The sequence below is a fragment of the Planococcus maritimus genome (genome assembly GCF_001592825.1).
GTDB lineage: Bacteria > Bacillota > Bacilli > Bacillales_A > Planococcaceae > Planococcus > Planococcus maritimus_C.
Genome location: NZ_LTZG01000001.1, coordinates 1,214,896 through 1,238,510, shown reverse-complemented (window position 1 = coordinate 1,238,510; position 23,615 = coordinate 1,214,896). Strand labels below are relative to the sequence as shown.

Sequence of the window (23,615 nt, the reverse complement as noted above, 5' to 3'; positions counted from 1 at the left end):
AAAGCTGTTTCCATCCGTCATCTGTGACGGATGGAAACAGCTTTTTTATTTTGGCAGATAGCGTTTGATCAGGCGCTCTGCCACATTCAACCCGCTCAATGTAACCATCGGAGAACCACCACCCGGGTGAACACTGCCGCCGACAAAGAACAAGTTCTGGATATCGCGGCTGGCGTTTGACGGGCGCAAGAAAGCGTCCTTTGGGTGGTTAGAAGACGGTCCGTATAAAGCGCCCCGATGAGAGCCGAATTTGTCCCGGATAAATTCCGGAGTGAAGATACGTTCTTCTTTTAAATGGGCACGTATATTAATTCCGTGATGTTCCAATACATCATAAATTCGCTCTTTGTACTGTTCAGGGTCAATTTGCAGAGTGCCTTGTGCAGTGAGAGCGGGGGCATTCACGAGAATGAACAAATTATCTCCGAGCGGCGAAACAGATGGGTCGGAATGGGACGAGTTGCTAATGTAGATGGTTGGCTCGCCGCTGTATTGCTTATCGGTGAACAGCTCGCGAAATTCACGCGGATAGTCGGCTGAAAAAAAGACGTTATGGTGTTTTAATTCCGGCAACCGAATATCGAGGCCTGCGGTAATGACAAAGGCGGAAATCGATGGTTCGAATCGATCGCGTTTCGTGTTGCGGAATGAAGGACGTTCTGCTTCGTCGACCAAATCAGGGAAAGCCGACAACAAGTCTCCGTTCAAGATAACAGCATCTGCAGAAATTTGTTCACCGTCCGTAAGCTCGACGCCCGTCGCTTTCCTGCGCTCAGTGAGTATGCGGGTGACGGCTGTTTCTAGATGCAGTTCGACACCGCATTCCGCTGCGACCTCGGCAAATCCCTGGGCAATGCGGGTGTTTCCACCTTTTGCGTAAAAGACGCCTTGCGCCAGTTCCAGATGGGCGATCATTGCAAATGTTGCCGGCGCTTTATAAGGAGAAGAGCCGATATAAGTAGCATAGCGTCCGACCGCTTGGCGCAAGCCAGAATGGTTGAAATAGCGGCTGAAGAAATGATCCATCGATTCAAGCGGGCGCACCTTCAATATGGCAGCACCTAGTGAAGGCGATAGATAATCCCGCAAGGACTGAAAGCTTAGCGGGAAGAAATGTTTTTCGGATGAACGATACAGGCGAGCCACTTCAGCTAAGAATGCATCATAGTTCTCTGCTGCAAAAGGATCCAGCGTTTCGAGCTGGCGAATCATCTCGCTGCGGTCTGCGGTAAAGTCGATGTGGCTGCCATCAGCGAAATGATTGCGCGTGTGGACCGCGAGCTTTTCGAGCTGGAAATACTGTTCAGGGTCGCGTCCAGTTTGTTCGATGACTTGTCGGAAGATATGGGGCATGGTGATCGTATTCGGTCCGAAGTCAAAACGATAACTGCCCAGTTCCACTGGCATTAATTTGCCGCCGAAATGGCTGTTCTTCTCGAATAGGCTAACACGCATCCCGGCGTTTGCCAGCGTGATGGCTGCCGCCAATCCCCCAAGCCCGCCGCCAACGATAGCGATATGTGGTCGTTTCATGAATAATGCCTGCCTTTCCATGTATAGGACTCTTTTTTCAGCGATTTTTTCATGGCAGTTAGCATAACCGCGAGCATCGCTGCAGCTTGTAAGGGAATGAGAAACGCCAAATACCAGCGTTGATTGGTGACCATGTCGACATACCAGCGTTGCAAAACAGTCAGTGCATACGGTACGAGCCAAATCCAATGGCCCGTCATGGTACCGGCTGCTGCGAGAAACAGCGGGAATATGTAAAAGATGCTGTAAAACACAGTTAAGAAAACGGCGATCAGTGGCGAACGGCCGATGCCGGTATAGCTATTTTTCAAAAAGCCTTCCCATACTTCGGCAGGCGTCTCGTACATGCGGCATTTGACCGAAGCGGTGATGTTGGCGAGCAACACTTTATGGCCGCCTTGCTTCAAAGTCCGCGCAATGTGGACATCTTCCACGAGCGATGTTCGCACGGCTTCGTGGCCGCCGATCGCCTCGTATGCTTTGCGTTCAAATGCCATCCACATGCCATTCGCTGCAGTCGCCGCTGGGAACTTCGCGTAATTCGCGAGCGCTAATGGCAAGTGGAATAAAATGACGAAATGCAACATCGGTACAAGCAATTTACTTAAGAACACAGGCACTTCGAAAGCGGGAAATCCCGATAGCAGGGCCGCACGGTGTTTTTGCATCAAGCCAAGAGTTTGCCGCACCGCTTGTTTGCGGAAGCGCACGTCAGCATCGACAAAAAACAAGTAATCGCCGGATGCATGCTGTTGCAATTGATGGCAAGCATGGACTTTGCCAACCCATCCAGCAGGCAGTTCGACGCCTTGCAAAACGGTAAATCGTTTATCGCCGGCGATTTCCCGGTCGAGTGCCGCTTGGGTGCCATCTGTTGACTGGTCATTCAGGACAATAAACTCCGCCCGTTCCCAGTCGGTCTCTTTTAACGACCGTATGATTGTTGGCACATTGCGCTCTTCATTGCGCATGGGGACGAGAATGGATACTAAAGGGGTGGTTTTTACTGCCGGCTGTTTTGGCAATGCTGGGAGGAATAGGCGGTTGACCGCAATCCAAAAGAAAAAGGCGATGTGAACGACAATCAAAGCTGTAATCATGGCTTGCGCCTCCTTTTCAGCATCTCCTGGAACTCTTCGTAATTCTCTTCAAGCACGTCTGTTTTTAGACGGTCGAGTGCAGTAGTTTCCCGCTCTTGAAGCCAAACCGTCCGATCATGTCGTGAACCTTCCGGAAAATCGCTAAGCATCAAGCTATCGCCTTGGTCAATCCATACTTCCGGATGTTTGTCCCGTCGCATCGAATAATAAAAATGAACCGGCACAAGCGGGATCTCTGGACATTTTTCCAGTAAATAAACTACGCCTGTATGAAATTCCAAAGGGCGCGTTTCCAAATGAAATTCATCGCCTTGCGGAAACAAGATGACCGTTTTGCCTTGTTTTAACAAATTTTCGGCATAACGCAGTGAAGCGAGAATGTCTTTTGGGTTGTTGCGGTCGATCGAAAAAGCGCCGAGCCGGCGGAAAAAAGGAAATTCTTTTAATCCGCGCTCGTGCATCATAATGTGAACATCTAAGTTCCAGACGCGCCGGTTCAGGAAAAAGAACAATAGCCCGTCCCACCAGGAACTGTGATTGGAGATGATTAATGCCGGCCCTTTAGACGGGCGGATGTTTCTGGCGTAGAGATGCGAAAAAGACCTGCGGATCGATGGCATTAAATACATAGCGAATGCGCGTTCAAAAAGCGCTGATTTTTTTGCTTGTATCATTGGGGGCGCCTCTTCCATGCCAAGGCAACAATCGCAGCCGTCAGGACAGAGGTCAATGCAGCCGCAAGCCATAGACCGCCAATCAAACCGAGCAACACAAACAAGGCAATCATCAGCACATACAACAATGCCATACGTTTTTCTGCCTGGCGAGCTGACACTTCGAGCCCTTGTTTTTTGAACGCTGCATCGAGTATCAGGTGAAGGACGAACGCCACGAGAAACCAACCGGTGAAATTGGTCCATGGAATCTCATAATAGATGCCGGTATCTTCCCATAGCCAATAGCCTTTTACTTTATAGGCGACCGGATCGATGATCAAATCAATGATGACTGCTGCGATACCGCCAACGGCCGCGTACAAAATGCCGCCACCAGGTACAATCCAGCGCGCGATGACGTGGCTTGTCGCCATGACCATAAGCCAAGCGAACCCAATCGCTATCGGCACACCGAAGACATTTGGTGCGAATCGATCTGTATAGTCATATGACCCGAACAAGAAACCGCTGTCAGCACCTGCCCATTCAACAATGAACGTCGAAAAGAAAATGAGCACGCCAACCGATCCACCGATTGCCGGGCCAAAGCGCCTCCATAAATAAAAGAAGCTCAGCGTTCCTGCAAGAATCAGGAAGAAAGCATTGGCCCATTCTAGCCAAGGAGGCAATAAATCGAAGCTCAATAAGATGACGCCGCAGATATACCAAAAAATGAATAACTTGAAAATCCGATCTTCCCATTTCACGTGTAGCACCTCATCCAAATTAGTTATACAAATAGTGTACAACAATCGCTGGAAAAGACGAAAGAAAAGGGCGGGGTGACAAAATCAGAGGGCAGCGAAAAAAAGTTAGTTTATGGATTTTTGCTGGAAAGCCTGATGTGACGGTATATTTATGAGGAAAATGTCATAAATGCTAGCAGAATTTTCAGTAAAATATTGCAGGGAATCCTGCAAAAGTATATACTAATTGACAAGCAACTAAGCGTGTTCTTGCGATGGGGGTATGAATATGCAGGATTTAATGCGAAATGTGTCCACTTCTTACAAGGAATTTAGTTCAGGGCAAAAAAAAATAGCCGATCTCTTTTTCCGCGAGCCGATATTTATCGCTTTTTCATCTGCTTTAGAAGTGGGCAAACGTGTGGAAGTTAGCGAATCGACCGTCATTCGGTGGACGCAGAAGCTCGGTTACAAAGGATATACAGAGTTTCAGCATACGCTTCAGCGTAAATTGGCAGAAGAGCGTCTGAATACTGCGCGGCAAGAGCCACCTGCTGCTGCGGATCAGTCGTTTCTTGAAAACTTGCTGGATGCGGACATCACCAGCATCCTGAAGCTTAAAGAAACGATTGACGAAGAAAATCTGCTGCAAGCGGTCGATTGCATCAGTAAGTCTGACAAGCGCTATGTCACGGGCAATTTCTTCGATTTCGGCTTAGCCGAATGGTTTGGGGGATGGCTCGGCAGTGCACTTGGAAATACAACGATGATGCAGCCTGGAACTTCAGCTTATTATGGGCAGATCGGGGAACTCGGTCCACAAGACACGGTGATCGCTTTCGCATTTCCGCGCTATACGAGGACCTTGATGGATACATTGGAGCAAGCGAAACGCAAAAGAGCGATAGTCATCGTCTTGACCGACAGAGAAGATTCGCCGGCCGCTAAACACGCCGATCTCGTACTGGCTGTATCGGTCAACGCGAATTTGAATATCGATTCCTATACAGCGGTCCATGCATTATTGACTTCGGTCATGCGCTTTTTATATGTCAAAGAACATGCCAAGGTCAAAGAAAAGCTCGCACAGCTCGAAGCGGCTTACACCGACCAGGACATCTTCATATAACAACACCCATCGCAGGCACGTCCCGAATCGCTCCGGCGTTTTGGTCAAACTTATACGAAAAGGGGAGAGCAAGATGAATAAAAAATTTACAACAGCAGGCGTAATTTTAACAGCAGGTATGCTTTTGGCAGCCTGTGGATCGGATGACTCCACCACCGGCTCGGAAGGATCAAGCGAAGGGGCAGCAGGAAGTGATTTGAACCTTATGGAAGAAGGCAAATTCACCACTGCATCAAGCGGTTTGTACAAGCCATTCAACTACGAAGAAGGCGGCAATTTAACTGGCTTCGATATTGAAATCGGCAATGCCATCGCAGAAGAAATGGGACTCGAACCAAATCCGGTCACGACACCATGGGAAACGATCATCCAAGGATTGACGACCGATCGCTTTGACGCGATTTTGGGATCGATGGCTATTACCGAAGAGCGTCAAGAACAAGTTTCTTTCTCGGATCCTTACTATTACTCTGGCGGCGTGATTTTCGTTCGTGAAGGCAATACCGAAATCCAGTCGGAAGCAGACCTCGAAGGCGCGACCATCGGCGTAGTCGGACAAAGTACGTATGATACAGCAGCACAAAAATACACAGATGATATCCAATACTACAATAGTGATGTTGTCGCTCTACAAGATTTGACGGTTGAAGGCCGTTTGGATGCCGTCATTACAGCAGATGTTGTCGGCTTTGAAGCACAGAATGCCGGACTTGAAATCGAAATGGTCGGGGATCCACTATGGATCGAGCAAGCTGCTGTAGCCGTGCGCCCGGAAGATGAGGCGCTGCTTGAAGCGATCAACGAAGCTTTGGCAACCATCATTGAAAATGGAACTTATACAGAGATTTCGGAAAAATGGTTTGGACGCGATCTCCTCGATGTCGATCTTGAAGGCGTCGAAATTCTCAACTAAAAATTTGCTGGGAATAGAAGGGAGATTCGACTATGTTTGAATTATTTGGAACAGTTTTTGAAGTATTCATGCGGACATATCCGGGCTTCCTTGAAGCGACGGTCGTCACGCTTCAACTGACCGCTGTGGGTGTCATTCTAGGAACCGTCATCGGGCTCGTGTTTGCCTTGATGAAAATTTCGGGATCCAAAATCCTCCAAGGCATTGCCAACGTCTATATCACGATTATCCGTGGTACACCGCTGATCGTACAGATCATGTTCTTGTACTTTGGAATCGTGGAAATTTACACGATGTCGAATTTCTGGGCAGGTGCCATTGCACTCGGTGTCCATAACGGGGCTTACATCGCGGAGATTTTCCGCGGGGCCATTCAAGGCGTAGACCCGGGACAGCGCGAAGCGAGTATGTCGCTTGGGATGAACCGCAAGCAGACGATGCAGCGAATCGTCTTTCCGCAGGCGCTGCGCCGTTCGATCCCGCCGCTTGGCAACCAGTTCATCATTACGCTAAAAGATTCGTCGCTTGTCTATATTATCGGCGTGGCGGAAATTTTCTCACTCGCCAACCGGGAAGCGGCCCAATCATTCCAGCCGTTTGAATCGTTCATTGTCGTCGCGCTTTACTACCTCGTGCTCGTCATGATCTTCACGTACTTGCTGCGCTGGTATGAGAACCGGCTTGATGTGGACAAAACCTAAGGAGGAGCAATTATGATTATTGGAGAAAATATACACAAATCCTTTGGTGATCTCGAGGTGTTGAAGGGCGTGGATCTCCACGTCCAGCCCCAAGAGGTGGTTGTTCTGGTCGGGGTCAGCGGATCCGGCAAAAGTACGCTGCTCAGATGCTTCAATTTCTTGGAGATGATCAATGAAGGATCCATCACGATTGATGGCAAGAAAGTCGATACGAAAAAAGACAATTTGACGAAGATCCGCGCCGAAGTCGGCATGGTCTTCCAGCATTTCAATTTGTTCCCGCATAAGACGGTGCTCGAAAATGTCATCGAGGCACCGATCACGGTTAAGAAAATGAATAAGGACAAAGCTAAAAAACTGGGTCTTGAGCTATTGGACAAAGTCGGCTTGAGCGATAAGGCGGACGTCTACCCGAGTAAATTGTCGGGCGGACAGAAGCAGCGCGTCGCCATCGCGCGTTCACTTGCGATGGAACCGAAAGTGATGCTCTTCGATGAGCCGACCTCAGCGCTCGATCCGGAGCTTGTCGGGGAAGTGCTGCAGGTTATGAAGCAACTCGCGGAAGAAGGCATGACGATGGTCGTCGTGACGCACGAGATGAAGTTCGCCAAAGAAGTGGCGGACCGCATCATCATGATCGACCAAGGAACCATCATCGAATCGGCTGATCCAAAGACCTTCTTTGAAAACCCGCAGCATGAACGCACACGCCAATTTATCCAATTGGTTGAATAAGGCTATAAAGCGTTCGCACCATTGAAACGTATAAACGCATGAAAAAACCAGATCCGGAGAACCGGATCTGGTTTTTTGCATTAAAGGTTAATGGTCACGTCTGCTTTTTCACGCAGTTCTGCCACGAGTGTTTGAGTGGCTTCGTTTTCTTTTTGCGTCTTGACTTGTTCTTCAAGATCCTGTTTTAGTTCTTCAAAAGCCGGCAGTTCTTCTTCGCTGCCCATTTGCTCTTGTTGTTCTTTGATTTGCTCATAGGCGGCTTCTACCTCTTCCTCACTAGGAGTGGTATCTCCCGCAGACTCAGCGATCAGCTGATCTACCTTCACTTGTGTGGCAACCTGCGATCTAACTTCTTCTTCTTTCATGCCCTGTTCGTCCAAAGCTTTCAGAAATTCATCTGTGGTTTCGAGGCCGTTTTGTTGTGCCAGCTGCTCCAAAGTTTGGTTTACTTCTTCATCAGAAGCGGCCAATTTTTGATTTTCCGCTTCCTGGATGAGCAGTTTCTGGCCGACCATGCTTTCTGCCAATTGATTCTTTAATTGCTCCTGGTCAATTTCCTGGCCGGACATTTGGGCTTGCATGGCCGCTTGTTGGAATTGGCCTGTATATGCTGCTTCAAAATCTTCTTTGCTGACTTCCTCGCCGTTTACTTGTGCAACGACTTCGGGAATGCCTTCGAGGTCAGGCTCGGGCATTTCCGGTTGTGCGGCATTTTCTTCGCCGCTAGGGGCTTGCTCTTGCGTTTCAGGTTGCGCGTTTTCGTTTTCTGCAGATTCATCGGCACCGCCGCATGCTGATAAGACGAGAAGTGATGTACCAAGGGATAATCCTAAAAACCATTTTTTGATCATTGTCATTCTCCTTCCAACGCATAATGTCCGGTAGTGTAGCATAGGCGGTAATTTAATGGAAAGCCAAAACCCTCGAGAGTTGATGGACAGGTAAATCAAAAGGTCGAAAATACCTATTCTTTTTACAAAAGACGTTTTCAGCTTCTAAAAGAGGATAAAGACTATTAATAGAAAGAATTCGAGGAGGAGACGGCATGAAGATAGCGGAGATAATGACAACAGATGTAGAAACTTGTCCGCCGAACGTAACAATCCAGGACATAGCGGCCAAGATGCGCGAGATTAATGTCGGTTCGATTCCGATTTGTGAAGAAGGGAAGATTATCGGCATCGTCACAGACCGTGACATCGTCCTGAGGGGCATTGCAGAAGAGCTTGAGACGGATGCGCCCATTTCGGAAATTTTTTCGGAAACCTTGATTACCGGAACAGAAGAGATGTTGGTTGAGGAAGCGGCTTCGTTAATGGCCAGACATCAAATCCGCCGCTTGCCAATTGTCCATAAGGAGCAAGTCGTCGGCATTGTCTCGCTCGGTGATATCGCCGTTAGGGGCAAGACGCCCGGTGAGGCGGAAACGGCACTTGAAAAGGTTTCTGAGCCAGCCAAACCACGTCGATAGCTAAAAACCTCTCGAGCAATTGCTCGAGAGGTTTTTTTACCATTCCACTTGCTCGGGGTATTCAGCTTGTATGCCAATTTCGTGGATCGGCAGCTTTCCGGGAGTTGCGGCATCGATGACTTGCTTGCGGAAGGCTTGGTACTCGGGGTCTTGAAGCGCCAATTTCATAGCAATAGTCGACAGGCTTTTTTCGCGCTGCTGTTTAGTCATATCGATATACTTCAGATTTAACAGGTCTACATATTGGATGGCGTAATCATTGACTGAAGGCGATTTACGGAACGCTTCTAAAATGGCTGCATATTCTTCGTTGGGGACATGGCCTTGCAGGCATTCAAGGACGAGCGCTTGGAATTTGGCGATTACCGGCGCATGGATATCAGCCAGCAAGTCGCCGCGCTTGTCTGCATAAAGCCGGACGAAGTCACGAAGTGCATAGGCTGCGTACAGGAGTTCCGGCCATAATACTTCCGCCGAAAAATAAATATTTTTGTCAGGTGCGATAAAGCCGTGCTGTTTTTTCGTATGTTCGTGCAAACCGTTGAAGACGGATTCGACATTGCGGTCGCCTTGAGCAGCATGGCGGATTTCATAAGAGACGCTCAGTATCCGCAAGCGCGATCCTTCATAGCCATGGTACTCGCCTTCTTTGCCGATCACTTGATAGATGGCTTGGTTCAGTTCATCCAAATCGAAATAATCGCCGCTGATTTTGACGCCTGTATGGTTTGGCGTCGTTTTCATGCTCAACATAAAATGCCTCCTTAGCGTTTCGGTTGGTAATCCAGCTGCCGGAACAGTTCCTGCTTCTCTTCTTGTGTCAGGTCGCGCCATTCGCCTACTTTCATATTGCCGAGTCGGATGTTCATAATGCGGATGCGTTGCAGGCGCTTTACCTCGTAGCCGAGCGCAGAACACATGCGGCGGATTTGGCGGTTGAGCCCTTGTTGCAACGTCAATTTGAATACGTGTTTGGCGACGCGCTCAGCTTTTGCTGGTAATGTGACCGTGTCGAGGATCTCGACGCCGCTTGACATGCTTTCTAAAAATGTGTCAGTGACCGGCTTGTCGACCGTCACGATGTATTCTTTTTCGTGTTCGTGCTCAGCCCGCAGGATCTCATTGACGATATCGCCGTCATTGGTCATGAGGATGAGCCCTTCTGAATCTTTATCAAGCCGTCCTACATGGAAGATGCGTTCAGGGTGGTTGATAAAGTCGACAATATTGCCTTCGATATGGCGTTCTGTCGTACTGGTAATGCCGACCGGTTTGTTGAGCGCTAAATACACGTATGCGCGCTCCGGTTGCTGGACCAGTTTGCCGTCAACCCGCACTTCGTCGTCCGGTTCAACTTTACTGCCGAGCTCCGCTTTTTGGCCGTTGATTTCGACGCGTCCGGCATCGATAAACTTATCGGCTCCACGACGGGATGTGATGCCTGTTTCGCTGAGGAATTTATTGATTCGCATAAAAAAGTCCTTTCGGTTGTATATTTCCACTGTCTGGTCTCATTATACTCCAGATGTCCCTCATAAGAAAAAAATTTGCAGGATAACAGTTGCAATCTTCCGACTTATTTGACAATATAAAGAGGCGAGCCCCGACGCGAAGGATGTGCTTTCTGATTTTTGAAAGCGGATACATATTGGGGCTAAACCAAACAAAGGGGAGATCGAAGATGGTATATGCAGTTCCAAACACAAACGGTGCAAAAGTAAACTTTAAAGAGCAATATGATAATTTTATAAATGGCACGTGGCAAGCGCCTAAAAATGGCCAGTATTTTGAGAACTTATCGCCTGTAAATGGCAAAGTGTTTACAAAAGTGGCGCGTTCAAGCGCAGAAGACGTCGAATCGGCTTTGGATGCGGCGCACGCTGCAAAAGAGGCCTGGGGAAAAACGTCCACGACTGAACGTGGCAATATCCTGTTGAAAATCGCTGACCGCATGGAAGAGAATTTGGAGATGCTGGCAGTGGCAGAAACTTGGGATAACGGAAAAGCGGTCCGTGAAACATTGAATGCCGATTTGCCGCTTGCAATTGATCATTTCCGCTATTTTGCAGGAGCTATACGAGCACAAGAGGGCGGTATTAGCCAAATTGACAATGATACGGTCGCTTACCATTTTCATGAGCCGCTGGGGGTCGTCGGCCAAATTATTCCTTGGAATTTCCCGCTGCTTATGGCGGTTTGGAAACTCGCTCCAGCGCTGGCAGCCGGAAACTGTGTCGTTATCAAGCCAGCTGAACAAACACCTGTAAGCATTCTTGTATGGGCTGAATTGATTGGTGACTTGCTGCCGCCGGGCGTTCTCAATATCGTCAACGGATTTGGGATTGAAACGGGCAAACCGCTTGCTTCTAGCCCGCGTATCAGCAAGATTGCCTTTACTGGTGAAACGACGACTGGCCGCATGATCATGCAGTATGCGTCGCAAAACTTGATTCCGGTGACGCTCGAGCTCGGCGGAAAATCGCCAAATATTTTCTTCAAGGACGTCATGGACCAGGATGATGCCTTCCTTGATAAAGCGGTGGAAGGATTCGTCATGTTTGCGTTGAACCAAGGTGAAGTTTGTACATGTCCATCGCGTGCTTTGATCCAGGAAGACATTTACGAAGAATTTATGAAACGCGCCATCAAACGCGTAGAAGAAATCAAGACTGGAAACCCACTCGACCCAGCCACGATGATGGGCGCCCAAGCATCCACGGAACAGTTGGAGAAAATTCAATCTTACTTGGAAATCGGTAAGCAAGAAGGAGCAGAAGTCTTAGCAGGAGGCGACCGCAATCACTTAGAAGGCGATCTCTCAGAAGGCTTCTATATCCAGCCGACGGTCTTCAAAGGCGACAATAAAATGCGTATTTTCCAGGAAGAAATTTTCGGGCCGGTACTTGCAGTGGCGACATTCAAAACCAAAGAAGAAGCGATGGAAATTGCCAATGACACGCTATACGGCTTAGGGGCGGGCATCTGGACGCGCGATACGAATACAGCGTACCGTTTCGGGCGCGGCATCCAAGCGGGGCGTGTCTGGACAAACTGTTACCACCAATATCCGGCACACGCAGCATTCGGTGGTTACAAAATGTCCGGTTTCGGCCGTGAAAACCATTTGATGATGCTCAGCCATTACCAGAACACGAAGAACATGCTCGTCAGCTACAGTGAAGACAAGCTTGGGTTCTTCTGATCAGAAAGAAGGGCTAGCCATGACAGAACGGGTAATCGCCACAGACGACGCCTTGGAGTTGATTGATACTTTGAAGGAGAAGCATGGCCCATTGATGTTTCATCAATCGGGCGGCTGCTGCGATGGCAGTTCGCCGATGTGTTATCCGAAAGGGGATTTGATGGTCGGCGATCAGGACGTATTGATGGGGGTCATCGGCGACAGCGAGTTTTATATGCACAAAAGTCAATTTGAATACTGGAGTCACACGCAACTGATTATTGATGTGGTGCCAGGGCGCGGCGGGATGTTTTCTCTTGAAGGCGCAGAAGGCAAGCGTTTCTTGACTCGGTCTCGCGTTTTCACAGCAGAAGAATCCAAAGAACTGCAAAATTAATTTACAGGAATCCCGGATGCAAAGCGTCCGGGATTTTTCAATGTATCAGCCGTTAAAAAAACGGAAAGCAAGAGTGAGAAAAAGCATCTTCAGTGCTGGTGCAACTAGCTTCAAAAGAGGGGGAATCGTGGAAACACAGGTCTTAAAATGGTATAATAGCAGAATGAAAGGTGGTCATCCATGTGACGAATTTAGCCAACCGGGTATCCCATGAACAAGCAAATCACGCGATTTCCTGTGCCGCACACTCTCTTGTAACGGAAGGGTTTGATGTGACCCATGAAGACCGGAATTTTGTCCGTTCTGTCTTGACTGGAGAACGGACGGAAGCTCAATTCCACCAGGCCATCAAAGCACGGTTCGATGTCTAAATACCAGCACGCGTCCATGTACTGTTACCCTGGAACAGACGTACTGGTGAATGCTTTCGATATACGGGATGAGGACAGGCTGAAGGAATTGGAAACGGTCTATGCGCTTTATCGCTTGTCGGAACTGCAATTGAAAAAGCCGCAAGATCCCTCCGATCTTAAAGTGTTTTTTGATATTCATCACTGCTTGCTGCAGGATGTCTATCCGTTCGCTGGTAAGCTGCGCGAGGAAATGACGTCGAAAGGCACTTCGACATTCGCCCATCCTAAACACCTGGCAGGTCAATTAAAACAGCTTTTCGATGAATTGGCTGAAGAAGAATACCTGAAAGGCTTAAAGAAAGACGTGTTCGTCCGGCGTCTTGCCCATTATTTAGCAGAATTGAACGCTCTTCATCCGTTTCGTGAAGGCAACGGTCGGGCAGTACGGGAATTTGCCCGTCAGCTCGCCTTGAATGCCGGCTACCGGCTGGATTGGACAAAGATGGAAGAACCAGCTCATATTATCAATGCATTTGTGGATTCTTTCAATAAAGACAATGAGCGGTTGGAAGCGTTATTAGCGGAAATTATCAGTTGAATGCACCAATTGGGCGCATAGTAAAACAGAACAGGCTGAAACGGCAAGTAGTATACCGTTTCAGCCTGTTCTGTTTAATTGTTTGGTTCCTGTGTGGGCGGATTTTGTTGAAGCCATGTGACAGCGAATTCCACAAGCGGACGCATGTCCGTGAGCTGAGTTTCGGCTTGCCCCAGAGTTCCTGTTGTGACGGTGCCTGGAAAGTCTTTAATAATTTCTGGGAAGCGATCTGAATCCATATCGATGCAATGATAAGTGGCCCATTGCCGTACGCCGTTTACATACATCGCTGCACCTTGTGGGGAGCGGCTAGGGGCAGGTTGGACAAATTCAGCATAATGGAGCGCTGTGCACGAATCGAATCCCGTGCCGATCAACAAGATTTTGACTGGATGCTCCATCATTTTCCCAAGTGGTGATGTCTTGCCAAACGAATCTTCGAGGGGATGCTCCGCCATCCATTCAGCAGCAAACCGTCCCCAGGCGATAAATGAATGACTGGGATGAGGGCTGCGGATGGTTGCTGGGTGGCGATGGAGGCATTCTGGTATTTTGCCCATGCCCCGCATATTTGTCAGTGCAGGGTCGTATGCCGGCATATGGTCGCGCGTAGGCTGATGCCAGTTCTCAGGGATCGGCGGTGCCATCCAATAACTTGGATCGGAATTATCGGCAGATTGGGAAGGCATGACAAGCGTACCTTCGGGAGTGATGATTTCCATCAATGCTTCAACGACTGCCTGAGCGCCTCCGGCAACCCAACCAATCGACTTGAGTGAAGAATGAACGATTAACTGGTCGCCGGCTGCAAGGCCCAATTTGTGCATTTGTCGCTTTAATGTATCTTTGGATTGGAAATCCGGAGTATTCAAAATTTGAAGAAGATCAGACATGGGGTGGTTCCTCCTTTTTTTCCACTTTACCATAAGGCTTGATTTCGGTTTTTGTTTTTCAAGTGGTGTAAACTGGTTTCGGATTGAATTTTTTTCTAAGGGGAATAACTGTAACAAAGAGTAAGGAGGAAGATGTATGGAAGCAAAACCAATGCGCGAATCACGCACGATACAGACAAAACTGGTGCTGCCGCCTGATACGAATCATATGGAATCGATTTTTGGTGGGAAAGTGCTTGCTTATATTGATGAAATTGCCGGAATCTCAGCGATGAAACATGCGAGCCGCCACATTGTGGTAACAGCTTCAATCGACTCGGTGGACTTTTTGTCGTCTGCCAAAGTTGGAGACGTCCTGGAGTTGGAGGCGAACGTTACGTCAACCGGCAGAACTTCGATGGAAGTATATGTACGCGTCAAATCGAAGAACTTGGAAACCGGGGAAGAACGATTGACGACCGAATCGTTTTTGACCTTAGTCGCGATTGGCGATGACGGGAAGCCAACACCGGTGCCAGCTGTCTATCCGGAAACGGCAGGCGAGAAGCTGTTTTTCGAGTCAGCGCCAGCACGCCGGGAACACCGCAAACAACGCGCAAAGACACCTAGATAAAAAAGGATCCTACAAGGGATCCTTTTTTACGTTCTCTTTGACATTGGCAAGCGCGCTGCCTGTTTGGTTGGTGATGACTGACATGCTGCCGTCAGTTTCGAGAATGACAGCTTTAACATTTTGCAGCTCGCCTTCACCAGAATTGCGGACCGCCTGCATGATTTCAATATCCTTGATGCGTTCATCACGCATGGCCTGTTCCAAGAACTCCCCTTGTGAAAACAATAGCCGTGGTTCGGACTTAATCAGCTTATTGAAACGTTTTGACCGTACGGCTGTGAAAGTGATCAAATACTGCAAAAGGATCAAAACCGCAAATGCAGTGAGCCCTTCCCATAAGCTCAGCTTACTATCGAGAAGTATCGTTGCGAGAGTGGAGCCCAGTGCAACGGTTACCACGAGGTCAAAAGCATTAAGCTTGGTCAAAGTACGTTTTCCTGAGGTCCTCAAAAAAATCAACAAGCCGATATACGCCAGGACGCCTATTGTGACGATTCGGATAAAACTATCCCATGTAATTTCAAACATGCGTTGTGCTCCTTTCTAGGATACGAAAGATAAGGTTTACTTATCAACATGTGGATAAGTCTATTTTTATTCAAAATCGACTGTAAATTCAGGTATTTACCCACATAACTCACGGAATTTTAGTAATAATTGTGCATAACTAACGTTTTTTCGCACTTATTAAGGGTTTTCCCTCAATCCATAGATGCAAAACAGGGGAAGTGTGGATAGTTTAAACATCCCATATTGCTGAATATATATTGCCGCATTTTTGTTCAGGCGCAGCGATTTCGGGAATAGGGAAGGGAGAAAAGGAAGAAAGGGTGAGAAAATGGCAGGTGTCCTCAATTTCTTTCGTTTTACAGGCATGACGCTTTTCTTTTTAGGCATATTGTTGTTTGTGGTGACTGTCTTGAACAATTGGCTGGGCTTTGCTGCAACGATGTGGTTAGAAGGACACGTTTGGCGTGTGTATATATTCTTCGCGGTTTCTGGCATTCTGATGTATATCCTCATCACCTTCAGAAGAAAAAAAGGCGATTAAAAAAGCACCGGAATAAACCGGTGCTGGTCTCAATTACTTTTTAGCTAGCAATTCTTCAAAATAAGAACCGAATTCTTTCGAGCGTTTCAGGATCGTGCTAGACGAGACGCCGAATTTCTCGCTCAAGTCTTTTGCAGAAAGCATCGGCCCTTGAATCAATTCATGGTCTTGCAAGAAGCGCCAGTAACCGGCAACAAGTGCCTCTGGTTTCTGGACGGTCGGCTGCTGGCTGACCAGGTAGCTGTTGAGGATGCTTGTCACATTGGTCACGGTTTCTTCATCGAAGTCCGCTTCGTCAATGTGTTTTTTCAATTCGTCCATGACAGATTGGTGCTCCGGGGAAAGCTCGATGCTTTCCTCAACAGCGCCTGTCGAGTATTGGACGATATGTTCGACCACTTCGAGATAATGCTCGCGAAGATAGTCTTCGTTCGCGGAAGCGCCTTTTTCTTCAATGCGCTTTTGCAGCTGCTCAAAGAATGGGGCGAATTTGCCGACGATCGTCAAATAGCCGTTCAAGAACAGGATGCCTTGTTCGCCTGCTCGCGCATCCGGCAGAAGAATCGCAAGAAGCCCTTGGTTTTCTTCCATATCCGTCGGCGGCTGGTCTGCCATGACGTAAGTTTCGCCGGTAAAGGCGTCTTTCAATTCCGCTTTTTCTGTATCCCCTGAGACCAATTGGCCGAGGAATACGCGGAAGTTTGGCCATTGTTCCAATACTTCTTTCGTGGTCGGACGCTGCGTTTGTTCAATTTGCTTAGACAAGAAGTTTTGCCATAACTCCGGTTTTTGCATGAACAAGAAGTTTTCGATGACGAAAGCCTGTGCATCGTTTTCGGCCATCGATTTCATTAAGCGCGGCTGCCAATCTTGTTGGAGCTCACGGAAATCCGTTAGCTGGTCACGGTTTGGGTTTTCCGAGAAGAATTGCTGTCTGACTTGGAACAGCTCTTCGTTCACCAAATCGTTGATGGAAACTGTCTGTTGTTTCCCGTGACATTTCTTATATTTCTTTCCGCTGCCACATGGACACGGATCATTTCTTCCTACCATTCTAATCACCTACATTTTTTCTTGAGTGTAACATAAATTCTTTCGGCGCTCAAAAGTCTGACGATTCAGACCTATAAACAAGCTCATATCCCCTTGAATTTCCTATATTAAGCAAATAAATGGAAGTTCAAGCCTTCTAGTACATGGCGAGGAACAAAAAATCTGGCCGTCACAAGGGGATCGACCACTTGACTGATCTGTGCTTCACCGGCAGCGCTCATGAGCATGGTCATCTCGCTGACAGATAAGTCTGATTGAGTCAGCAATAAATCGATCATTTCTTCTACGGCGGTGGATACGGCTTCGTCCAACGTCATCGCCGAGACGAGAAACGACAAGCCTTCTTCGTTTTCGAGCAATGGATGCTTCAGGCGGCCGTCTTTGATGACATCGAATTGGACAGTTGCGCTACCTGGCACTTCAATGCCGGACACACTGATTTCCCCATCCCCCATAGCTGCATGGAAATCACCGAGTGCAAATAGCGCACCATCAACCGCGACGGGAAAATAAAGGGTAGCCCCCTTCGTGATCAGCTTGGTATCCATATTGCCGCCGTGTGAACCAGGCGTACCGCAAGAAACGGGCTCGCCTTCCGGTGCGACGCCGATGACACCAATCATCGGGTTCAGCGGCAGTTGTAGGCGTTCACTGAAGACCGCCTTGCCATTTTGAATGGGAATGATTTTCGATTCCATTGCTGTCATGCGGTGGCCCATGACGCCGAGCTTAGGCCCGGTCACCATGACCCCTTGATCGCCGATTTCGAGGTCTTTGATCACCACTTTCAAGACATCGCCAATCTCGGCGCCTTCGATGAAAATCGGGCCTGTGGCTGGGTTTACTTGGTCCCAGTCAATGGTAGCCACTTCCTGGTCGCTCGACTGAATTTGATTTTTAAAGCAATCGAAGGTATCAATCTTCACCGTGTCGCCGGCTGCTGCGCGCAAAATCGGTTCGTGTTTATTGGAAAAAGCGTAAATGACATCTTGAGCAGGTAAGGTTTTCATCCATCGCACTCCTTTTGAATTGAGATTTAGCAATATGTGTCTGATAATTCATATAACTCACCTATTTCCATTATCGAGTAAGAAATCTCCAAGTGCAAGGCGCGAGACGCTATAGTAAACTTAAAGAAAAAGCGAGGCGGGGAAGAGACCGTGCATGAAGATCCAGTGAAAGAAATGCTAGCATGGATGAAAGTGCTATTATTGACCGCATTTATCATTCTTGGTGTTCGAGAATTTCTGTTTGAACCCGTCATTGTTGAAGGCGGATCGATGCAGCCGAGCTATCATGAAAACGATAAATTGGTGCTAAGCAAAGCGACAGCCATCGACAACTTCGATACGATTGTTTTTTTCGCGCCGGATGGCAGCCGCTTCATAAAGCGGGTCATCGGTATTCCAGGCGATCATATCAAGATGTCGGGTGGGGAAATTATTTTGAACGGTGCGCCACTAGATGAGCCTTATCTCGATAAGGTTGAAGAGGAACGGGTCGATCAACTCCGAGTGGCCAGTGAATTTTCCGTTCCTCCAGATTGTTATTACGTACTCGGGGACAATCGTGGCAATAGTACAGATTCACGAGTGCTGGGTTTTATCCAGAAGCCGGACATAATTGGTGAAGTGAAATTTCGCTTTGCGCCTCTTAAAGATTTTGGGTTCGTCGAATGAGTCATCCATATACAAGTAAAGCTTTTTCTATTGGGCAGGCGCTCATTGGAAAAGCTTTTTTGTTTGTTAGCGATCATGATTTTATGTGCTCGGTCAGACCTTCCCTAAGTAATGAAATTCAAATGGTTCTAAATAATCATATTTTATTTCTTTTTGGTTCAATTGAATTATGTTAAAATTTAATTACTGAATATTTAAAAAATAAAGAGCGGTTAGTGAAGGGGTGGTGAAATGAAGGCAGTCTGGCGTAAAGCAGGGCGATACGTGCTCATAGCAGCAGTTGCGGGCGTTGCGGCTCTTCAACTTGGAGAGGCGCAGCAAGTAGCGGCACAAGGCACATTTGAAATCGGGGCAGCCCATCTAATGGAGGGGCAACGCAATGCATTTCAAATGCACCTCTCCAGTTCGCTGCTATTTATGGACCGAGATCTATCAGCTAGCGAAAAGGAAGGAGCATACCTTGCCACTCATATTGCGTTCGCACCCGGGAGCGACGAATCAGAGATGAACTTTTCCTGGTATTCACCGAATACGAGACGGGCCGGCCAAGTACAATATGCGAAGCTTGCTTCGGATACTCAAGCTTTTCCGGAACACGCTGCGGTGACCATCGATGCAAGTCTAAAAAACGCCACGTATGGTTATTCCGCCAATGAAGCGGTGATCACACAACTTGAAAATGAGACCGACTATCTGTACCGCTTAGGAGACGGACAAGGCAATTGGACACAAGCTTTTCATTTCAAGACCCAAGACCCTTCTTCCTATGAATTTGTGATGGTCGCCGATCCGCAAATCGGGGCGTCCGGCAATATTGCCGAGGATCAAAGAGGCTGGGACAAAACCTTGCAGCAAGCAATTGGCCGAAGCCCTGATGCAAGCTTTATCCTATCGGCAGGCGATCAGGTGGATGCCCGCTATTCCGAAAAAGAATACGCGGCTTATTTCGCGCCGGACGCGTTGCGTAACTATCCGACAGCGACCACTATCGGCAATCACGACGATACTTATCATTACGCCTATCATTTCAACGTCCCGAATGAAAACTGGGAACTCGGCAATTACGATAATTCAGGAGGAGACTATTATTTCTCTTATGGCGATACTTTGTTCATGAACTTGAATTCCAATAGCCAAAATCCAGAAGAGCACATTCAGTTCATGGAGGAAACAGCCGCAGCAACGGCCGGGCGGGACTGGAAATGGAAAATCCTTATGTTCCATCACTCGATCTATAGCGCCGCAGCACATTCTCAAAGTGAGTTTGTGCTAAATTTGCGAGATCAACTCGTTCCGACGATTGATGAAATTGGCTTTGATGCAGTATTGATGGGACATGATCATTCCTATGTACGGACCTATCAAATGGAAAATTTCCAGCCGCTCAAAAATCATATGTTGGACGGCGATGTGCCAATCAATCCAGAAGGCGTTGTTTATTTCACCGGCAGTACTGCAAGTGGCAGTAAATTTTATGGCATGGAGTCAGAACGTGAACCGTATTCGGCAGTACGTGAACAGTGGGGCGTGCCAACCTATACACGTATTCAAGTAGAGCCAACGCGTTTGCGCTTTGAGACGTACCGGACGGACACCGAAAAAATGGTCGATGAATACGAGATTATCAAAGATCCATCCATCAAAACGGTCGTACCAGAGCTTGGAAAAGTGGAACTCGAAGCAAGCAGTTCAGTGCTCGCCACAGAAGAGAATTCCTTTTATCCAGAAGCGGAACTCAAGCTTTCGGGACAAAATGTCGAAGGCGGGCAATACGATATTTCACCTGAGTCGGTCACATACCATACAAGCAGTAAAGCCATTGAAATAAAGGATGGGAAAATCCTGCCAGCAGAAAATGGGGCTCCTGGAAAAATCGAAATTTATGCAGAAGTAAACGATGGCGAACGAACGTTTGAAAGCAACACGATTGAAGTCGATCTGGTCGAACATGAAGAAATTGAGTTGCTCGAAGCGGCTAGCGAGTGGCGTTATTTGGACGATGGCAGCGACCAGAAAAGAGCTTGGCTTGAAGTGGATTACGATGATAGCAAATGGGCACAAGGAGCGGGCCCGCTCGGGTATCCGAAAGACGAAGAACGGCCAGAATTCGGCACTGTCAAAACGCTTATCGGGTACGGAGGGGATGAAATCGACAAAATTGCTCTGACCTATTTCAGAACGAATTTTGAAGTCGAAGATGTAGAAGCAATCGGCGATATGGGATACGTGGAGTTCAGTGTCGACGATGCGGTCATTTTGTATTTGAACGGAGTAGAAATCCTGCGCTTCAATATGCCAAAGACAGGCGAATTCGGCTTTGAGGATTATCAGCAAGACGTGAGCGACGAAGATCTTGTAAGCGAAGACCGGATTGAGCGCATTTACTTGGATGAAGAAGCTCTAAGCCATTTGAAAGACGGCGACAATGTACTCGCTGCGCAAGTGCATCAGGACGACCGCTTCAGTTCCGATTTGTATTGGGATATGGAAATGGTGGTGAATACAAAATAAAAAAAGAAGGCATTGCGCCTTCTTTTTTATTTTGCTTACTTAGTGAAAATGCCCAATTTTTCGATGCGTTGAATCGCTTCTTTGATGCGCTGTTCGTCTACCAATAAGCCGACACGGACGAAGCCTTCGCCCGCAGAGCCAAATCCGCTTCCTGCCGCGACGGCGATATCCGCTTGATCGAGCAAGTAGTCGGAAAACTCAACGCTTGTGAAGCCTTCTGGAACCGGCAGCCAGGCAAAGAACGAGCCCTTGGGTGCCTCGACATTCCAGCCGATCCGACGGCATTCGCCGACCAACACGTGGCGCCTTTTTTCATACAACGCAACCAAATCGTCAACGCATGCTTGGCTTGCGCTCAGTGCTTCAGCCGCAGCGAGTTGGACCGCTGGGAAGATGCCTGCAAATAAATGATCTTGGATTAAATTCAAGGCTTCGATCATTTTGGAATTGCCGACTGCAAAACCGATGCGCCAGCCTGCCATATTATAGGTTTTCGATAAAGTATACATTTCAATGCCGACATCTTTGGCTCCTTCAGATTGCAAGAAGCTCACCGGTTTTTGGCCTTCGAAACCGATAGCTCCGTAGGCAAAGTCATGCACGACGGCAATGTCGTTCTGTTTGGCGAACTCAATGGTCTCGTCAAAAAACGCCTGATCGGCAGTAGCACCGGTCGGGTTGTTTGGGTAGTTCAAATACAGCAGTTTGGCGCGCTGCCGAACCGACTCTGACACATCGTTATAGTTGGGTAGATAGCCATTGGCCTGCTCGAGCTCCATTAAATCGAGTGTGATATCAGCAAGCGGGGCGCCAGATAGATAATCCGGATAGCCCGGATCAGGCAGTAAGAGCGAATCGCCAGGGTTCAGAAGGGCAATTGGCAATTCGACAAAGCCGATTTTCGTCCCCGACAGAATAGCAACTTCTAAGTCCGGATCGATGTCGACATCGTATTCCCGTTTATAGAAATCCGCAGCAGCCTGACGTAATGTACCGAGTCCCCGAAATGGTGAATAACGGTGTGTTTTGGGATCAGCGACTGCCTCTTGCATAGCCTTGACGATATGTGGCGGTGTCGGCTGGTCAGGATTTCCCTGGCCCAGATTGATGACGTCGCGCCCTTCTTCGATCGCTTTTGAAGCTTTCGCCACAAGTGTCGCGAAAAATTGATCTGGAAGATTGTGTAAGCGATTTGAAAAGTCCATGGAATCCTCCTTGTTTTCTAAATAATTGCACATCTACCTCAAATCTTATAGAGTTTAATCTAAACTGTCTACAGGGGGAGAAAACATGAAGATCGCTTGTGTACAGATGGATATCGCGTTTGGCGACCCGGAAACGAATTTTCAGCGGGTGAAAAATTATTTGGAAGAAGCGGCAGAAAATGGAGCAGAAATCATTGTGCTGCCTGAAATGTGGAATACCGGCTATGCATTAACACAGCTTGAGGAGCTTGCGGATGGCAACAGCCGGACAGTGGAGTTTTTGCGCAAATTCGCAAAAGACCGTGGTGTCCATGTCGTCGGAGGTTCGGTCTCGACAAAGAAAGACGACGGTTTTTACAACACGATGTATGTAGCCGATTCGACTGGAGAACTCGTCTCGGAATACGATAAAGCGCATCGCTTTGGCTTGATGGATGAACATATCCATCTTGAGGAAGGCGAATCGCTCGGCACATTTAAGCTCGATGGCGAAACCTATGGCGGGGTTATCTGTTACGACATCCGTTTTCCGGAATGGCTGCGCGCGCAAGCGTTGAACGGAGCGAAGGCAATTTTTGTGCCGGCTGAATGGCCAGCAGCGCGCATCGACCATTGGCGGACCCTGCTGCAAGCACGCGCAATTGAAAACCAATGCTTCATCATCGCTGTAAACCGTATCGGCAGCGATCCGAAAAATGAGTTCGGCGGCCATTCGATGGTCATTGCGCCATGGGGTGAAGTGCGTATGGATATGGCCCAAGATGAAGGCATCGGCTATACCGAGATCGACCTGTCGGAAGTCGATGAAGTAAGAGGACGCATCCCGGTATTCGACGACCGGCGCGTCGAGTTATACAAAAAGTTTGAAAAAGCGCATTGACAATCCTACTCCCCGGCAGGTAGTATGGAAAACAACCAAATACGCACGCTTATCAAGAGAGACCGAGGGTAAGGCCCTATGACGTCCGGCAACCCCCATATAGTGGGAAGGTGCCAAGTCCTGCAGAATGGATGCCATTCTGAAAGATAAGTCGGAATTTTCATTTTCGACGTCTCTTTTTTGATAAAAAAAAGAGACGTTTTTTATTTGCCTGGAG

At 48.1% G+C, this 23,615-nt stretch carries 26 protein-coding genes and 1 riboswitch; of the genes, 14 read left to right on the top strand and 12 right to left on the bottom strand.

Features of this window, described 5'->3' with window-relative positions; all coding sequences use genetic code 11:
• Positions 1-45 precede the first annotated feature (45 nt).
• From AY633_RS06100 to AY633_RS06085, 4 genes are read right to left on the bottom strand one after another with little or no spacing between them, the layout of a single operon-like run.
• A complete protein-coding gene (locus tag AY633_RS06100) occupies positions 46-1,533 on the bottom strand; it encodes a phytoene desaturase family protein (protein WP_068487884.1) in 1,488 nt (495 codons plus the stop codon).
• Positions 1,530-2,633, bottom strand: a complete 1,104-nt coding sequence (locus tag AY633_RS06095) for a glycosyltransferase (RefSeq protein WP_068487430.1) — start codon at positions 2,631-2,633, stop codon at positions 1,530-1,532. The genes AY633_RS06100 and AY633_RS06095 overlap by 4 nt, the downstream gene beginning before the upstream one ends.
• Entirely contained in the window at positions 2,630-3,307 is a 678-nt protein-coding gene (locus tag AY633_RS06090) for a lysophospholipid acyltransferase family protein (RefSeq protein WP_068487428.1), read from the bottom strand. The genes AY633_RS06095 and AY633_RS06090 overlap by 4 nt, the downstream gene beginning before the upstream one ends.
• Positions 3,304-4,056 carry a carotenoid biosynthesis protein gene (locus AY633_RS06085; protein WP_068487426.1) on the bottom strand — a complete coding sequence of 251 codons (753 nt, stop codon included), beginning with the start codon at positions 4,054-4,056 and terminating at the stop codon, positions 3,304-3,306. Before AY633_RS06085 ends, AY633_RS06090 begins: the two co-directional genes overlap by 4 nt.
• A gap of 268 nt (positions 4,057-4,324) precedes the next feature.
• Here AY633_RS06085 and AY633_RS06080 point away from each other — a divergent pair, with 268 nt between their 5' ends.
• From AY633_RS06080 to AY633_RS06065, 4 genes are all read left to right on the top strand, one after another.
• Positions 4,325-5,164, top strand: coding sequence for a MurR/RpiR family transcriptional regulator (locus AY633_RS06080; protein ID WP_068487424.1), 840 nt, complete (start codon positions 4,325-4,327; stop codon positions 5,162-5,164).
• A 73-nt stretch (positions 5,165-5,237) separates the two neighbouring features.
• The gene (locus AY633_RS06075; protein ID WP_068464861.1) at positions 5,238-6,077 is read left to right on the top strand and encodes a transporter substrate-binding domain-containing protein; all 840 of its coding nucleotides are present in this window, start codon (positions 5,238-5,240) and stop codon (positions 6,075-6,077) included.
• Between the two features lie 32 nt (positions 6,078-6,109).
• On the top strand, positions 6,110-6,778 hold the full coding sequence (locus tag AY633_RS06070; RefSeq protein WP_068487422.1) for an amino acid ABC transporter permease: 669 nt from the start codon (positions 6,110-6,112) through the stop codon (positions 6,776-6,778).
• 12 nt (positions 6,779-6,790) lie between these two features.
• Positions 6,791-7,513: an amino acid ABC transporter ATP-binding protein gene (locus tag AY633_RS06065; RefSeq protein ID WP_068487421.1), complete on the top strand. Its 723-nt coding sequence runs from the start codon at positions 6,791-6,793 to the stop codon at positions 7,511-7,513.
• Between the two features lie 80 nt (positions 7,514-7,593).
• On the opposite strand, the gene AY633_RS06060 is transcribed toward AY633_RS06065, so the two are convergent.
• Positions 7,594-8,364 carry a SurA N-terminal domain-containing protein gene (locus AY633_RS06060; protein ID WP_068487420.1) on the bottom strand — a complete coding sequence of 257 codons (771 nt, stop codon included), beginning with the start codon at positions 8,362-8,364 and terminating at the stop codon, positions 7,594-7,596.
• A gap of 194 nt (positions 8,365-8,558) precedes the next feature.
• On the opposite strand from AY633_RS06060, the gene AY633_RS06055 reads away from it, so the two are divergent.
• On the top strand, positions 8,559-8,984 hold the full coding sequence (locus AY633_RS06055) for a CBS domain-containing protein (RefSeq protein WP_068464850.1): 426 nt from the start codon (positions 8,559-8,561) through the stop codon (positions 8,982-8,984).
• 36 nt (positions 8,985-9,020) lie between these two features.
• Here the strand turns inward: AY633_RS06055 and AY633_RS06050 are convergent, their stop codons facing one another.
• Positions 9,021-9,737: a DUF6904 family protein gene (locus tag AY633_RS06050; protein WP_068487417.1), complete on the bottom strand. Its 717-nt coding sequence runs from the start codon at positions 9,735-9,737 to the stop codon at positions 9,021-9,023.
• 11 nt (positions 9,738-9,748) lie between these two features.
• Positions 9,749-10,456 (bottom strand): 23S rRNA pseudouridine(2604) synthase RluF, encoded by a 708-nt coding sequence (gene rluF, locus AY633_RS06045; protein ID WP_068487883.1) that lies wholly within the window; start codon positions 10,454-10,456, stop codon positions 9,749-9,751.
• Between the two features lie 209 nt (positions 10,457-10,665).
• Between rluF and adh the strand changes: the two genes are divergently transcribed.
• The 4 genes from adh to AY633_RS06025 all read left to right on the top strand — a co-directional run bounded on the left by adh (position 10,666) and on the right by AY633_RS06025 (position 13,513).
• Positions 10,666-12,186, top strand: a complete 1,521-nt coding sequence (gene adh, locus AY633_RS06040; protein ID WP_068487413.1) for an aldehyde dehydrogenase — start codon at positions 10,666-10,668, stop codon at positions 12,184-12,186.
• A 19-nt stretch (positions 12,187-12,205) separates the two neighbouring features.
• Positions 12,206-12,562, top strand: coding sequence for a DUF779 domain-containing protein (locus AY633_RS06035; RefSeq protein WP_068487411.1), 357 nt, complete (start codon positions 12,206-12,208; stop codon positions 12,560-12,562).
• Positions 12,563-12,744: 182 nt separating this feature from the next.
• The gene (locus tag AY633_RS06030) at positions 12,745-12,933 is read left to right on the top strand and encodes a hypothetical protein (RefSeq protein WP_058382723.1); all 189 of its coding nucleotides are present in this window, start codon (positions 12,745-12,747) and stop codon (positions 12,931-12,933) included.
• Positions 12,926-13,513, top strand: coding sequence for a Fic/DOC family protein (locus tag AY633_RS06025; RefSeq protein WP_068487410.1), 588 nt, complete (start codon positions 12,926-12,928; stop codon positions 13,511-13,513). The genes AY633_RS06030 and AY633_RS06025 overlap by 8 nt, the downstream gene beginning before the upstream one ends.
• A gap of 74 nt (positions 13,514-13,587) precedes the next feature.
• Here the strand turns inward: AY633_RS06025 and AY633_RS06020 are convergent, their stop codons facing one another.
• On the bottom strand, positions 13,588-14,406 hold the full coding sequence (locus AY633_RS06020; protein ID WP_068487408.1) for an aminoglycoside N(3)-acetyltransferase: 819 nt from the start codon (positions 14,404-14,406) through the stop codon (positions 13,588-13,590).
• 136 nt (positions 14,407-14,542) lie between these two features.
• On the opposite strand from AY633_RS06020, the gene AY633_RS06015 reads away from it, so the two are divergent.
• Positions 14,543-15,019, top strand: a complete 477-nt coding sequence (locus AY633_RS06015) for an acyl-CoA thioesterase (RefSeq protein ID WP_068487406.1) — start codon at positions 14,543-14,545, stop codon at positions 15,017-15,019.
• A gap of 9 nt (positions 15,020-15,028) precedes the next feature.
• Here the strand turns inward: AY633_RS06015 and AY633_RS06010 are convergent, their stop codons facing one another.
• Entirely contained in the window at positions 15,029-15,547 is a 519-nt protein-coding gene (locus tag AY633_RS06010; protein WP_068487404.1) for a DUF421 domain-containing protein, read from the bottom strand.
• A 310-nt stretch (positions 15,548-15,857) separates the two neighbouring features.
• On the opposite strand from AY633_RS06010, the gene AY633_RS06005 reads away from it, so the two are divergent.
• Positions 15,858-16,070, top strand: a complete 213-nt coding sequence (locus AY633_RS06005; RefSeq protein ID WP_068487402.1) for a hypothetical protein — start codon at positions 15,858-15,860, stop codon at positions 16,068-16,070.
• Between the two features lie 33 nt (positions 16,071-16,103).
• On the opposite strand, the gene AY633_RS06000 is transcribed toward AY633_RS06005, so the two are convergent.
• Together AY633_RS06000 and AY633_RS05995 are read right to left on the bottom strand one after the other, a co-directional pair.
• Positions 16,104-17,123 carry an SEC-C metal-binding domain-containing protein gene (locus AY633_RS06000; protein WP_068487400.1) on the bottom strand — a complete coding sequence of 340 codons (1,020 nt, stop codon included), beginning with the start codon at positions 17,121-17,123 and terminating at the stop codon, positions 16,104-16,106.
• A 107-nt stretch (positions 17,124-17,230) separates the two neighbouring features.
• Positions 17,231-18,133, bottom strand: coding sequence for an acetamidase/formamidase family protein (locus AY633_RS05995; RefSeq protein WP_068487399.1), 903 nt, complete (start codon positions 18,131-18,133; stop codon positions 17,231-17,233).
• Between the two features lie 150 nt (positions 18,134-18,283).
• On the opposite strand from AY633_RS05995, the gene lepB reads away from it, so the two are divergent.
• Entirely contained in the window at positions 18,284-18,802 is a 519-nt protein-coding gene (gene lepB / locus AY633_RS05990; RefSeq protein WP_068487396.1) for a signal peptidase I, read from the top strand.
• 231 nt (positions 18,803-19,033) lie between these two features.
• Positions 19,034-21,313 carry a purple acid phosphatase family protein gene (locus tag AY633_RS05985; protein ID WP_068487395.1) on the top strand — a complete coding sequence of 760 codons (2,280 nt, stop codon included), beginning with the start codon at positions 19,034-19,036 and terminating at the stop codon, positions 21,311-21,313.
• Between the two features lie 35 nt (positions 21,314-21,348).
• Here AY633_RS05985 and AY633_RS05980 read toward each other — a convergent pair whose 3' ends face one another.
• Positions 21,349-22,518 (bottom strand): pyridoxal phosphate-dependent aminotransferase, encoded by a 1,170-nt coding sequence (locus AY633_RS05980; RefSeq protein WP_068487392.1) that lies wholly within the window; start codon positions 22,516-22,518, stop codon positions 21,349-21,351.
• 85 nt (positions 22,519-22,603) lie between these two features.
• On the opposite strand from AY633_RS05980, the gene AY633_RS05975 reads away from it, so the two are divergent.
• On the top strand, positions 22,604-23,398 hold the full coding sequence (locus tag AY633_RS05975; RefSeq protein WP_068487390.1) for a carbon-nitrogen family hydrolase: 795 nt from the start codon (positions 22,604-22,606) through the stop codon (positions 23,396-23,398).
• Between the two features lie 46 nt (positions 23,399-23,444).
• A riboswitch (SAM riboswitch) is annotated at positions 23,445-23,551 on the top strand.
• The last annotated feature ends 64 nt before the right edge of the window (positions 23,552-23,615 follow it).

Excerpts from the sequence above, each read along its gene's own strand:
- AY633_RS06100 (WP_068487884.1), bottom strand. The coding sequence starts at position 1,533 with ATGAAACGACCACATATCGCTATCGTTGGCGGCGGGCTTGGGGGATTG.
- AY633_RS06095 (WP_068487430.1), bottom strand. The coding sequence starts at position 2,633 with ATGATTACAGCTTTGATTGTCGTTCACATCGCCTTTTTCTTTTGGATT.
- AY633_RS06090 (WP_068487428.1), bottom strand. The coding sequence starts at position 3,307 with ATGATACAAGCAAAAAAATCAGCGCTTTTTGAACGCGCATTCGCTATG.
- AY633_RS06080 (WP_068487424.1), top strand. The coding sequence starts at position 4,325 with ATGCAGGATTTAATGCGAAATGTGTCCACTTCTTACAAGGAATTTAGT.
- AY633_RS06075 (WP_068464861.1), top strand. The coding sequence starts at position 5,238 with ATGAATAAAAAATTTACAACAGCAGGCGTAATTTTAACAGCAGGTATG.
- AY633_RS06070 (WP_068487422.1), top strand. The coding sequence starts at position 6,110 with ATGTTTGAATTATTTGGAACAGTTTTTGAAGTATTCATGCGGACATAT.
- AY633_RS06065 (WP_068487421.1), top strand. The coding sequence starts at position 6,791 with ATGATTATTGGAGAAAATATACACAAATCCTTTGGTGATCTCGAGGTG.
- AY633_RS06060 (WP_068487420.1), bottom strand. The coding sequence starts at position 8,364 with ATGATCAAAAAATGGTTTTTAGGATTATCCCTTGGTACATCACTTCTC.
- AY633_RS06055 (WP_068464850.1), top strand. The coding sequence starts at position 8,559 with ATGAAGATAGCGGAGATAATGACAACAGATGTAGAAACTTGTCCGCCG.
- AY633_RS06050 (WP_068487417.1), bottom strand. The coding sequence starts at position 9,737 with ATGTTGAGCATGAAAACGACGCCAAACCATACAGGCGTCAAAATCAGC.
- rluF (WP_068487883.1), bottom strand. The coding sequence starts at position 10,456 with ATGCGAATCAATAAATTCCTCAGCGAAACAGGCATCACATCCCGTCGT.
- adh (WP_068487413.1), top strand. The coding sequence starts at position 10,666 with ATGGTATATGCAGTTCCAAACACAAACGGTGCAAAAGTAAACTTTAAA.
- AY633_RS06035 (WP_068487411.1), top strand. The coding sequence starts at position 12,206 with ATGACAGAACGGGTAATCGCCACAGACGACGCCTTGGAGTTGATTGAT.
- AY633_RS06025 (WP_068487410.1), top strand. The coding sequence starts at position 12,926 with ATGTCTAAATACCAGCACGCGTCCATGTACTGTTACCCTGGAACAGAC.
- AY633_RS06020 (WP_068487408.1), bottom strand. The coding sequence starts at position 14,406 with ATGTCTGATCTTCTTCAAATTTTGAATACTCCGGATTTCCAATCCAAA.
- AY633_RS06015 (WP_068487406.1), top strand. The coding sequence starts at position 14,543 with ATGGAAGCAAAACCAATGCGCGAATCACGCACGATACAGACAAAACTG.
- AY633_RS06010 (WP_068487404.1), bottom strand. The coding sequence starts at position 15,547 with ATGTTTGAAATTACATGGGATAGTTTTATCCGAATCGTCACAATAGGC.
- AY633_RS06005 (WP_068487402.1), top strand. The coding sequence starts at position 15,858 with ATGGCAGGTGTCCTCAATTTCTTTCGTTTTACAGGCATGACGCTTTTC.
- AY633_RS06000 (WP_068487400.1), bottom strand. The coding sequence starts at position 17,123 with ATGGTAGGAAGAAATGATCCGTGTCCATGTGGCAGCGGAAAGAAATAT.
- AY633_RS05995 (WP_068487399.1), bottom strand. The coding sequence starts at position 18,133 with ATGAAAACCTTACCTGCTCAAGATGTCATTTACGCTTTTTCCAATAAA.
- AY633_RS05985 (WP_068487395.1), top strand. The coding sequence starts at position 19,034 with ATGAAGGCAGTCTGGCGTAAAGCAGGGCGATACGTGCTCATAGCAGCA.
- AY633_RS05980 (WP_068487392.1), bottom strand. The coding sequence starts at position 22,518 with ATGGACTTTTCAAATCGCTTACACAATCTTCCAGATCAATTTTTCGCG.
- AY633_RS05975 (WP_068487390.1), top strand. The coding sequence starts at position 22,604 with ATGAAGATCGCTTGTGTACAGATGGATATCGCGTTTGGCGACCCGGAA.